The organism is Streptomyces sp. NPDC051940, from assembly GCF_040680895.1.
Lineage (GTDB): Bacteria > Actinomycetota > Actinomycetes > Streptomycetales > Streptomycetaceae > Streptomyces.
Genome location: NZ_JBFAXR010000001.1, coordinates 233,015 through 244,306 on the forward strand (window position 1 = coordinate 233,015; position 11,292 = coordinate 244,306).

The 11,292-nt window shown below is 70.2% G+C and carries 6 protein-coding genes and 1 riboswitch; of the genes, 2 read left to right on the top strand and 4 right to left on the bottom strand.

Annotated elements, in window-relative coordinates; genetic code table 11:
• Positions 1–116: 116 nt before the first annotated feature.
• Positions 117–1,892, bottom strand: coding sequence for a phosphomethylpyrimidine synthase ThiC (gene thiC / locus AB0M28_RS01120; protein WP_365395614.1), 1,776 nt, complete (start codon positions 1,890–1,892; stop codon positions 117–119).
• Positions 1,884–2,017, bottom strand: a riboswitch (TPP riboswitch). Its footprint overlaps the gene before it by 9 nt.
• Before the next feature lie 141 nt (positions 2,018–2,158).
• Here thiC and AB0M28_RS01125 point away from each other — a divergent pair.
• A complete protein-coding gene (locus AB0M28_RS01125; RefSeq protein ID WP_365395617.1) occupies positions 2,159–2,782 on the top strand; it encodes a Uma2 family endonuclease in 624 nt (207 codons plus the stop codon).
• Between the two features lie 12 nt (positions 2,783–2,794).
• Here AB0M28_RS01125 and AB0M28_RS01130 read toward each other — a convergent pair whose 3' ends face one another.
• On the bottom strand, positions 2,795–3,682 hold the full coding sequence (locus tag AB0M28_RS01130) for a L,D-transpeptidase (RefSeq protein ID WP_365395620.1): 888 nt from the start codon (positions 3,680–3,682) through the stop codon (positions 2,795–2,797).
• Between the two features lie 131 nt (positions 3,683–3,813).
• Between AB0M28_RS01130 and metG the strand changes: the two genes are divergently transcribed.
• Positions 3,814–5,430, top strand: a complete 1,617-nt coding sequence (gene metG / locus AB0M28_RS01135; protein ID WP_365395623.1) for a methionine--tRNA ligase — start codon at positions 3,814–3,816, stop codon at positions 5,428–5,430.
• Between the two features lie 124 nt (positions 5,431–5,554).
• Here metG and AB0M28_RS01140 read toward each other — a convergent pair whose 3' ends face one another.
• Together AB0M28_RS01140 and AB0M28_RS01145 are read right to left on the bottom strand one after the other, a co-directional pair.
• Entirely contained in the window at positions 5,555–8,494 is a 2,940-nt protein-coding gene (locus AB0M28_RS01140) for an FG-GAP-like repeat-containing protein (RefSeq protein ID WP_365395626.1), read from the bottom strand.
• On the bottom strand, positions 8,494–11,064 hold the full coding sequence (locus AB0M28_RS01145) for a S8 family serine peptidase (RefSeq protein ID WP_365395629.1): 2,571 nt from the start codon (positions 11,062–11,064) through the stop codon (positions 8,494–8,496). The genes AB0M28_RS01140 and AB0M28_RS01145 overlap by 1 nt, the downstream gene beginning before the upstream one ends.
• Positions 11,065–11,292 lie beyond the last annotated feature (228 nt).

The window sequence follows — 11,292 nt, forward strand, 5'->3', positions numbered from 1 at the left end:
CCCAGCTCCGTCCCCGGCGGGAGCCGTTCCGGCCGACGGCCCGCCGCGAGCCCCCGGCACCGGGGCCCTCCGTGCGGGGGTGAGGACACGGACCGCCCCACCCCCGCACCGGCGGGTCAGTCGGCGACCGGCAGGTACACCCGGTTGCCCGTCGCCGCGAACTCCGCGGACTTCTCCGCCATGCCCGCCTCGATCTCCTCCACCGCGAGCGCGCCGCCGTGTTCGCGGCGGATGTCCTGGCTGATCTTCATCGAACAGAACTTCGGCCCGCACATCGAGCAGAAGTGCGCCGTCTTCGCCGGCTCCGCGGGGAGCGTCTCGTCGTGGAACGCGCGCGCGGTGTCCGGGTCGAGGGCCAGGTTGAACTGGTCCTCCCAGCGGAACTCGAAGCGGGCGTCGGACAGGGCGTCGTCCCACTCCTGGGCGCCCGGGTGGCCCTTCGCGAGGTCCGCGGCGTGGGCGGCGATCTTGTACGTGATCACGCCCGTCTTCACGTCGTCGCGGTCCGGCAGGCCCAGGTGCTCCTTGGGCGTGACGTAGCAGAGCATCGCCGTGCCCCACCAGGCGATCATCGCGGCGCCGATGCCGGAGGTGATGTGGTCGTACGCCGGGGCGATGTCCGTCGTCAGCGGGCCCAGGGTGTAGAACGGGGCCTCCTCGCAGATCTCCTGCTGGAGGTCGACGTTCTCCTTGATCTTGTGCATCGGGACATGGCCCGGGCCCTCGATCATCGTCTGGACGTCGTGGGACTTGGCGATCCGGTTGAGCTCGCCCAGCGTGCGCAGCTCCGCGAACTGCGCCTCGTCGTTGGCGTCCGCGATGGAGCCGGGGCGCAGGCCGTCGCCGAGGGAGTACGTCACGTCGTACGCGGCGAGGATCTCGCACAGCTCCTCGAAGTTCTCGTACAGGAAGCTCTCCTTGTGGTGCGCCAGGCACCACGCCGCCATGATCGAGCCGCCGCGCGAGACGATGCCCGTCTTGCGGCGGGCGGTGAGCGGGACGTAGCGCAGCAGGACGCCCGCGTGGACGGTCATGTAGTCGACGCCCTGCTCGGCCTGCTCGATGACGGTGTCCTTGTAGATCTCCCAGGTCAGCTCCTCGGCCTTGCCGTCGACCTTTTCGAGGGCCTGGTACAGCGGCACCGTGCCGATCGGGACGGGTGAGTTGCGCAGCACCCACTCGCGCGTGGTGTGGATGTTGCGGCCGGTGGAGAGGTCCATGACCGTGTCGGCGCCCCAGCGGGTGGCCCAGGTCATCTTCTCGACCTCCTCCTCGATGGAGGAGGTGACGGCGGAGTTGCCGATGTTGGCGTTCACCTTCACCAGGAAGTTCTTGCCGATGATCATCGGCTCGATCTCCGGGTGGTTGACGTTCGCGGGCAGGACGGCGCGGCCGGCGGCGATCTCGTCGCGTACGAACTCGGGGGTCACGCCCTCGCGTATCGCCACGTACTCCATCTCGGCGGTGGTCTCACCCCGCTTCGCGTACGCGAGCTGGCTGACCGCCCGCCCGTCCCGCCCCCGGCGCGGAAGCCGCGGCCGGCCCGGGAAGACGGCGTCGAGGTTGCGCAGGTTGCCGCCGCGCGGCGAGGTGTGCTTGATGCCGTCGTCCTCGGGGCGGACGGGGCGGCCCGGGTACTCCTCGGTGTCGTCGCGGCCGATGATCCAGTTCTCGCGCAGCGGCGCGAGGCCCCGGCGGACGTCGGTGGTGACGTCCGGGTCGGTGTACGGGCCGGAGGTGTCGTACAGCGTGACGGCCCGCCCGTTGGTGAGGTGCACCCGGCGGACGGGGACGTTCAGGTCCGGCCGCGATCCGGTCAGATAGCCCTTGTGCCAGCCGGTCTTCGTCCCGCCCCGGCCGTTTTCAGGCGTGCGTGCATCCTGCAAGGTCATGAGACCCACTCCCTACGCCGGCATTACCCGGTAACAGGTTCGGCGGTCGGCGCAGCGGTCGCGGATCAGCGATCCGTCGTCAGCGCCCTCTCAGCCCGGTGCTCCGAGCTCCCGCGGTGTGCGAATTGTGCTTGTACGGTAGCGGCCCGCCCGGCGGCGGGGGAAGAGGACCCCGTCGGGTCACCGCACCGGCGTTGATCACTCCTTCGTGGGGCATGCACCCGTTTCGCCCGGCTAGTCTGGGCGTACGGCCGAGAATCCCGTACATGGGAGGAACCATGACCGCCGATCCGCTCCACACCCACGATGGCGACTCCGCGTTGCCGGCCTGGGCGATCCCGCCCCGGGGCGGCTTCACCGCCGCGGACCTCGACCGCATCCCCGACCTCCCGCCGCACACGGAACTGATCGACGGGAGCCTGGTGTTCGTGAGCCCTCAGCGCAGCTTTCACATGCTTGCGATGTCCATGCTTGAGACGGCCCTGCGCACCCTCGCCCCTGACCACCTCCGGGTGCGCCGCGAGATGAGCGTCGTGCTCAACAACCGCAACCGGCCCGAGCCCGACATCACCCTCGTCCGGGCCTCAGCGGTCAGCGACGAGGCCGACGAGACCGGGTACGACCGCGCCGACGTGGTGCTCGCCGTCGAGGTCGTCTCGCCCGAGTCGGAGGAGCGCGACCGCAAGCGCAAGCCGCAGCTCTACGCGGAGGCGGGCATCCCACACTTCTGGCGGGTGGAGAAGGGCCACGGCCGGCGGCCCGTGGTGTACGTGTACGAGCTCGATCCGGCCGTCGGGGTCTATGTCACGAACTCCATCCAGCACGACCGGCTGAAGCTGACCGTCCCCTTCGACATCGACATCGACCTGACCGCCGTCGACCGGCTCTGACCGGGCGGGTGGTCAGCGCACCGGGCGGGTGCCGAAGACGTAGACCCGGTCGCCCTTTCTCATCAGGTGCCACAGGGCCTTCGACTCCGCGAAGCGGAGGTTCACGCAGCCGTGTGAGCCCGGCTCGCGGTAGACGCTGGCGTACGTGCCGTGCAGCGCCTGGCCGCCGTCGAAGAACTGGCTGTACGGCATGGGGGCGTCGTAGAGCGTGGACCAGTGGTCCTTGTTGCGCCAGTAGACGCGGTGCATGCCGGTGCGGGTGTCGTAGCCGGGGCGGCCGGTGCGGACGGGGACCGGGGCGAAGAGCAGCTTGGCGCCGCTCTGCATCCACAGCAGCTGCCGGTCCAGGTCGACGCAGACGACCCGGCCGACGCCGGTCGGGCAGCGGCCCGCCTTGTTCGGGTTCTTGCGCACCTTGGCCAGCAGCAGTTCGCCGTGTGTGACGGCGCCCGCGTAGCCGACGGCCGGCCAGATGTCCCGCTTGCGCTGGTACGCCTGGATCGCCGCGCAGTCCGCCGCCGACTGCCTGCCGTCCGCCTTCAACCCCAGATAGCGCTCGACCTGCCGCTGGTACGGGCCGGCCTTGCGGGTGCAGAACGGGTACTGCTTGCCGCCCTCACCCGGCGGGGACGACTCGACGTCCGGCAGCACGGGCAGCGGCTCGGGTTCGAGCTGGTTGCTCTCCAGCGCGGCCCGCCCGCGGGGGATCTCGGGGGCGATGGTGCCCTGATCGGGGGTGCTCGCGTACGGCAGGAGCTGCTGGTAGTCGGCGAGGCCGAAGTGCTCGCCCCCCTCCGGCCGCTCGTCGGCCACCGCGGGGACCGCGCCCGCCAGCAGGAGCAGTACGGCGGTCAGGGCTGCTGCCAGCGGGCGCACGGGGGCGCTGGGTGCTCTGCGCAAGGGGTCACTCCCGGAACTCGTACCTCGTACCTCGTATCTCGTACCGAGAGCTGTTGTATGTGTTATTTGAACGGAAACATATGATTCGCCCGGGTCGGGGCGTGTCGGTTCGCCCAGTAGGATTTCTCAGCATGGCGGCCACTGGAACTGAGCAGCAGGGGACGAAGGCGTTCTACGTCTCGACCCCCATCTACTACGTCAACGACGCTCCCCACCTGGGCCACGCCTATACGACCGTCGCAGGCGACGTCCTCACCCGCTGGCACCGCCAGCGCGGCGAGAAGGTGTGGTACCTCACCGGCACGGACGAGCACGGTCAGAAGATCATGCGCACCGCACAGGCGAACGGGGTCACCCCGCAGGAGTGGTGCGACAAGCTCGTGGAGGAGGCCTGGCGGCCCCTCTGGGAGCACCTGGAGATCGGACACGACGACTTCATCCGTACCACGGAGAAGCGGCACACCGACCGCGTCCAGGAGTTCGTGCAGGACCTGTACGACAAGGGCGAGATCTACCAGGGCGGCTACGAGGGCCCGTACTGCGTGGGCTGCGAGGAGTACAAGACGCCGGGCGAGCTGCTCGACGGCGAGGGCGAGTACGCGGGGCAGAAGCTCTGCCCGATCCACAAGAAGCCCGTGGAGATGCTGAAGGAGGAGAACTACTTCTTCAAGCTCTCCGAGTACGGCCCGAAGCTGCTCGACTTCTACGCCGCCAACCCGGACTTCATCCAGCCCGAGTCCGCCCGCAACGAGGTCGTGAACTTCGTCCGGCAGGGCCTGCAGGACCTGTCGATCTCCCGCTCCACCTTCGACTGGGGCGTGCGCGTCCCGTGGGACGACAAGCACGTCATCTACGTCTGGATCGACGCGCTGCTGAACTACGCGACGGCCGTGGGCTACGGCTCCGACCAGGCGAAGTTCGAGGGCACCTTCCCGGCGAACGTGCACCTGGTGGGCAAGGACATCCTGCGCTTCCACGCGGTGATCTGGCCGGCCATGCTGATGGCGAACGGGCTGCCGCTGCCGGGCAAGGTCTTCGCCAACGGCTGGCTGATGGTCGGCGGCGAGAAGATGTCGAAGTCGAACCTGACGGGCATCAAGCCGCAGGACCTCACCGACCACTTCGGCGTCGACGCCTACCGCTGGTACTTCCTGCGGGCGATCCAGTTCGGCCAGGACGGCTCGTTCTCCTGGGAGGACTTCTCCGCGCGCTACACCAGCGAGCTGGCCAACGACTTCGGCAACCTGGCCTCGCGCGTGGGCGCGATGACGGTCAAGTACTTCGGCGGGACGCTGCCCGCCGCCACGGACTCCGGTGCGGCCGAGCAGGTCATCGTCGACGGTCTGAAGGAGGCCGCCGCGGCGGCCGACCGGAAGATCGGCGAGGAGCTGGACTTCGCGGGCGGCATCGAGGCGGTCTTCGGCCTGGTGAAGAAGGTCAACCTGTATCTGACCGAGCAGGAGCCCTGGAAGGTCGCGAAGGACACGTCCGAGGCCGCGCAGGCCCGCCTCGCCACGATCATCTACACCGCGGCGGAGGCCCTGCGGGCGACGGCCGTCCTGCTGAACCCGGTGATGCCGGCGACGTCCGAGAAGCTCTGGGCGTCACTGGGTGCCGGGGCGTCGCTGGGCGCGCTGGCGGACCAGCGCGTCGACACGGTGGCGGACTGGGGCCGGCTGCCGGCGGGCGCCCAGGTCACCAAAGGCGAGATCCTCTTCCCGCGGCTGGAGGAGCCGAAGCAGGACTGAGTACAGGCGGTACGTGACAGATGCCCGGCACCTGAAGGTGCCGGGCATCTGTCGTATGTGCGGCCGATCCGGTCTGGCCCCGGCGGGGGGAGGGCCTGAACGCGTCAGGCCCTCCTGACCGCTACTACTTGTCGATGCTCAGGGTGATCATCGAGCGGACGGCCGTGTACGGGTTGGACACCGCGACGCCGATCAGAGCGGCGGTACGGTCCGCGCCGTAGTCGTCGAAGGCGAGCAGCAGGATCTCGTCCTTGCCGTCGCCGTCGAGGTCGCCCACGAGGTGCTCCCGGCCGCCGCTGGCGAAGAAGTAGCCCGAGCTCGCCGGGTACGCCTGGCCGGAGTTCAGCAGCGACGCGGAGTACAGCGACACGAACTGGGTGCCGCTGGCCACCACGAGACGGCTGCCGTCGGGGCCGGTGGCGAAGGAACTGGCGCGGATGTCTGCCAGGACGTTGACGTGGTTGTCCTGGCCGCCGGCCTGGTAGGTGCGCATCGTGGCGAGGCCGCCCTCCAGCAGCCCCTCGGGCCCGGTGGTCCAGCTGTGCAGGGTGGAGAAGCCGCCCGCCTTGGCCTCGTGCAGCAGCTCACCGGTGCGGCCGTCACGGATCTGCACCACGTTGGTCATCTGGTTCGGCGGCAGCTGGCTGCTGTTGCCGCGGACCACATAGGTGAAGACCACCGCGTGCCCGTCGCCGTACGGGATGCCGGGGGACGCGAACGTGCCGGCCCGCATCGGGATGCCGAGCACCTTGCCCTGGCTGAAGGAGGGCGCCTGCGGGGTGAAGGACCAGGCGGTCGAGCCGTCCTTGCCGTTCAGCGCGACACCGCCCACGACGGCCGACATCGTGACGTCCTTGCCGCGGCTCTGGTACTGGGCGTAGACCTTGCCGTCCGCCGCCGACAGGTCCGCGAAGGCCGGGGTGCCGACCTCCGCCGGGACGGCGTACTCCCACATCAGGGTGCCGTCGCCCTGGTAGGCGCGGACCTTGTCCGTGGCGAAGGCCACCTCGGCGGCGGCGTCGCCGTCGAGGTCGGCGGCGACGACGTTGCGCACGTACTCGCCGGCCGGCGCGTTGATCACGCTGAGCACCTTGCCGGTGCGGGCGTCCAGGACGGCGGCGGCGGTGTCGGCGGCGACGACGATCTCGTCCCGGCCGTCACCGGTGGTGTCCGCCTTGATGATCTGCACGATACGGCCGGGCAGGGTGGCCGACCACAGGCGCTTGGGCGTGCCGGCGACCAGCGAGGGGCCGTCGTAGGCGAACACGCCGTTGGAGGAGCCGCCGACGACGACGTCCTGCTTCTTGTCGCCGTTGACGTCGGTCGTCTGGGCGGTGTAGGGGATGCCCTCCAGCGGCTGGAGGGACTCCTGCTTTCCGCTGCCCGCGTTGTAGACGAGGACGTTCTGGTCGGTGTCGACGGTCCGCAGCCGCCAGCCGCCGTCCTTGACGAACGGCTGGGTGTCGAGCATCGAGCCGACGACGCCCTGCTTCTGCCACTTCACCGCGCCGTTGTTGCCTGCGAAGGCGACGATGCGGGCGTAGTGGGCCGAGCCGCGGTTGTCCGCGGTGACGGTCTTGCTGTCGTCCATGTAGGAGGCGACGATCTTGCCGTCGACGGCCTGGACGCCCCAGGCGGCGCCGACGTCGCCGCTGCTGTTCGGCCGCTTGACGGTGCTGCTCCACAGCAGGCTCGCGTCGTCGCCGTTCAGGGCGCGGACGCTGTTGCTGCTCATCCAGATGCCGTCGACGGTGGACTCGCTGACCGTGTACTCCGGCTTGGCGTCGCCCTGGATGTCGCCGACCTCCAGCGTCAGCGGCAGCGCGTTGACACGCGTGCTGAGGCTGGTGCGCGTGCCGTCGGCCGGGTCGTACGAGGTGATCTCGTACTTGACGCCCTCGTTGGAGTCGGACTGCTCCAGCGCCACGATCCGGTTGCGGGAGGTGTCCAGGTGCAGCTGGCGCACGTACAGCCGGCCGCTCTCGGCCCACTTGACGCTGCCGTCCGCGGTGTCGAGCACCAGGGTGTGGCCGGAGGGGGTGAGGTCGGCGGTGTACTTGCGGCTCTGGTTCCAGGACACCGCGACGAGCCCGCCGCCGATCGGCTCCAGGGCGCCCCAGGTGACGCCGGTGTAGGTGCCCGCGTCGTAGGTCCAGGTGTCGGACGGGGTGAGCTTGCCGTCGGCGTAGCCGAAGCGGATGCCCGTCAGGGTGGTCTTGGAGTCCGCCGGGGAGTTGATGTTGGCGAACGGCGAGTCGGCGATCAGCAGGGTCTTGCCGGCCAGCTTGACCTGGTATGCCGCGGCGTACAGCTTCGACCACAGGGTCTTGCCGGTGGCGCCGTCGAGGACCGTGACGAAAGTGCCGTTGGGCAGAGTGGAGCCGGGCGAGGTGAACGGCTGGTACGGCTTCACGCCGACCCTGGCGGTGAAGACGATGTCGTCCACGCCGTCGCCGGTCAGGTCGCCGGTGGTCACGCCCTGGTCGGAGGCCGGGGTGAACGGGCCGACCGCGTTGTAGCCCATCACGACCGCGGCCGGGTAGGGCTCCTGCTGGGCGGACGGGAGCGGCGTGACCTTCCAGTCCCCGTACAGGGAGGTCGTGTCGCGCGACCACAGCTGCTTGCCGTCGGCGCTGATGCGCTGGATCGGCGTGAGGCTGTTGACGGAGTAGTAGTCGCCCTGCGTGCCGCCGACCGGGTAGGTCACGGCCATACCCTGGGCGCCCTCGACACCGGACTTGCGGTTCAGGTTGTACCTGGTGGTGGCCGTGGTCGACGAGCCGGAGTCGTCCGCCGTACCGGCGGTGTCCGAGGACGAGGCGTCCGTGCCGTCGGACGACGTGGAGTCGGTGGACTCCTCGGCCGTCTCCCGCGCGTCGAGGCTGCGCCCGTCGCCGTAGATGTCCGGCGTGATGCGCTGCGCGATGTCCTCGGCCTGGGTGTCGGAGTACACCTGCAGGTCGATGTCGTCGGCCGCGTGGGCGGCCGGGGCGGCGCTGAGCGCCAGCCCGGAGGCGATCAGCGCCGAGGCGAGGCGCAGACCGCGGCGGTTGATGTTGCTCATCAGACGCCCTTCGGGGTGAAGCGGATGGCGGTCGCGTCGCTGAGGACGGTCTCGTTGAAGGAGTGGCCCAGGCCGTCGGTGCCGGCCTGGTTCTCGATGCCGGTGGTCGCCGAGGAGCCGCGCTGCAGGGCGCTGGTGCCGATGCCCTTGTACTGCAGGGTGATGGCGCCGGTGGCCTCGTCGAAGACGGCCTCGAAGGAGATCCGCACCGAGGTGTCGGCGGCGAAGGCGGCGTTGTTCCACACGATGGCGAACTTCCGCGATCCGGCGGTGCCGGTCGTGGAGGTCTGCACGCTGGAGCGCTTGTCCAGCACCAGGTCGTCCCAGAGGACGGCGACGGCGCCGTTGGGCTGGCCGGCGGCGGGCAGCGCCGTGTTGGCGAAGTCGCCCAGGCGCGGCTCGAGGAAGTTGACCAGGCCGTTGGTGCTGACGGAGGCGCTGGTGTAGTCGACGCCGTAGTAGCGGACCGGGAACGGAAGGGAGATCGTCATGGCGTCCTCGTCACCAGTCAGGGCGGTGTTCGTGGCGCCCTTGATCCAGGAGGCGGCGACCGGCGCGCAGGAGTACGTGCGGCCCGTGTCGGTGCGGTTCGGCAGCTTCACGTCGGCGGTCTCGTCGCCGTCGACGGTCACGGCACCGGAGTAGCTGCCGTTGCACACCACGGGGGCGGTCGGGATGGCGCTGAGGCTGTAGGAGCCCTCGGCCACGTCGGACAGCGTGTAGCGGCCCGACGCGTCCGTCTTCACGGCCGGGACGGGCGTGCCGGGCACGGTCACGGTGGTGTTCGCGATCGGCTGGCCGGTGACGTCCAGCACGGTGCCGGTAACCGCGTGGTGGGCGACGGCGGCGAGCGCGAAGTCCTCGTCGGCGTTCTGGCCGGTGGTGAACTCGGCGGTCCGGGTGCCGGTCGCGTAGCCGTAGCCGGAGACAGTGAAGGTGTAGCTGCCGGCCGGCAGCGTCAGCCGGTACGAGCCGTTCGACTTCGTGGTGACGGTGCGGGTCGTGTCTGCGTTCTTCGCCGTGATCGTCATATCGGACAGCGTGGCGCCGGTGGCCTGGTCGGTGGCGGTGCCGGTGATGACCGCAGCGGTGTGCGGGGCCGCGTCGACGGAGGCGAGGATGTCGAGCTTGCCCTCGCCCCAGACGTTGTTCATGCCTGCGGTGCCGCCGCAGTGCGTGTCGTCCACGTCACGGGCGCTGGAGTTCAGCAGCGCACGCGTGGCGTCGATGTTCCCGGCCAGCGACGGGGCCTCGGCCCACAGCAGCGCGACGGCGCCCGCGACGTGCGGGGTGGCCATCGAGGTGCCGCTGATGGTGTTGTACGTCGAACCCGGCCAGGCGGAGCGGACGTTCACGCCCGGCGCGGCGATGTCCGGCTTGGCGGAGCCGTCGAGGAGCGACGGGCCGAAGCCGGAGAACTTCGCGATCTTCCCGGTGGCGTCGTAGGCGCCGACCGCGTACGCGGCCGCCTGGGCGCCCGGGGTGCGCGCGGTGCTGCAGGTCACGCCGTTGCCGTCGTTGCCGTTGGCGAACGCCTCGAAGATGCCGGCCGCGTTCCAGGCCGCGACGATGTCCGAGTAGAAGTCGGTGACGCCGCCGCCCCACGAGTTGTTGACGATGTCCGGCGCCAAATCGGGGCGCGGGTTCTGACCGTTGCGGTCGGTCGGCGCGAGGATCCACTGACCCGACGAGAGCAGGTCTCCGTCTTCGCAGTCCGTGTCGCTCGCGCAGCCCTTGGCGGCTATCCACTTGGCACCGGGGGCGACGCCGAGGCCGTCCTTGCCGACCATCGTGCCCATGGTGTGCGTGCCGTGGCCGGCGTTGTCGCACGGGGACGAGGTGGTGCAGACGCCGGTCGGGTCGTAGAAGTTGTAGTCGTCGCTGGCCGAGGAGCCGGTCCAGCCGCGGTAGGCGGACTTCAGCGCCGGGTGGTCCCACTGCACGCCGGTGTCGACGTTGGCGATGACGACGCCCTCACCGCGCTCGTCGTACTGCGACCACACCTGGTCGGCCTTGATGTCGGCGACGCCCCACTCCGGGGTGGTGTCACCGGTGGCGATCGACTCGGTGTCCGCGGCCGGCTCGACGTCGTCGAGAGCGTGGGTCTGCTCCGCGACGATGCTCTCCACGTCCGGGCGGGCGGCGAGTTCGTCGACCAGGTCGGCGTCGTCGGAGGTGACGAGGACCGTGTTGACGATCCAGTACGGCTGGTAGCCGACCTTCTCCTTGTCCAGGAAGCCGCGCAGCGACTTCTGGCTCGCCGTCGCCTCGGTGCGCAGCGCGTCGTACGCGGCCTTCGCCTTCGCGGCGTGCCCGCGCGCCTTCTTCGCGGCGGACAGGTCGGCGTGGTCCTTCAGTACGACGAAGAACCGCGACTCCTTCCCGGCGGAGACGGCGTCGAGCACCGCGGAGTCGACCTTCGCCGTGGCGGTGGCCGGGGTGCCGTCGCCGGACGCCGCGAAGGCGGCGCCGGGGGCGGACAGAGCGGACAGTGCGGTGGCCGCGGAGAGGGCCATGGCCCACGCCAGGCGTGGGGCACGCCGGCGCGGCGGGGTGGGGGACGGTTGCATGAGTGCTCCTGCACATGCCAAGTACGGGGGGAGGTGACCCGGCCGGCCGTCACGCACCAGGGGCACTGCTCAGGAAACCGGGCTGGCGGCAGCGTAGGGATACGCCATTACTGAGCCGTTACTGCAGTTGCGACCGGGCGGCCTCGGTGGCGGTGAGGAAGTGGGTGGCGGCCGCCGTGCGGACGGGCGCGAGGAAGTCGTCCAGGGCCAGCTCGGTCAGCCCGGTCG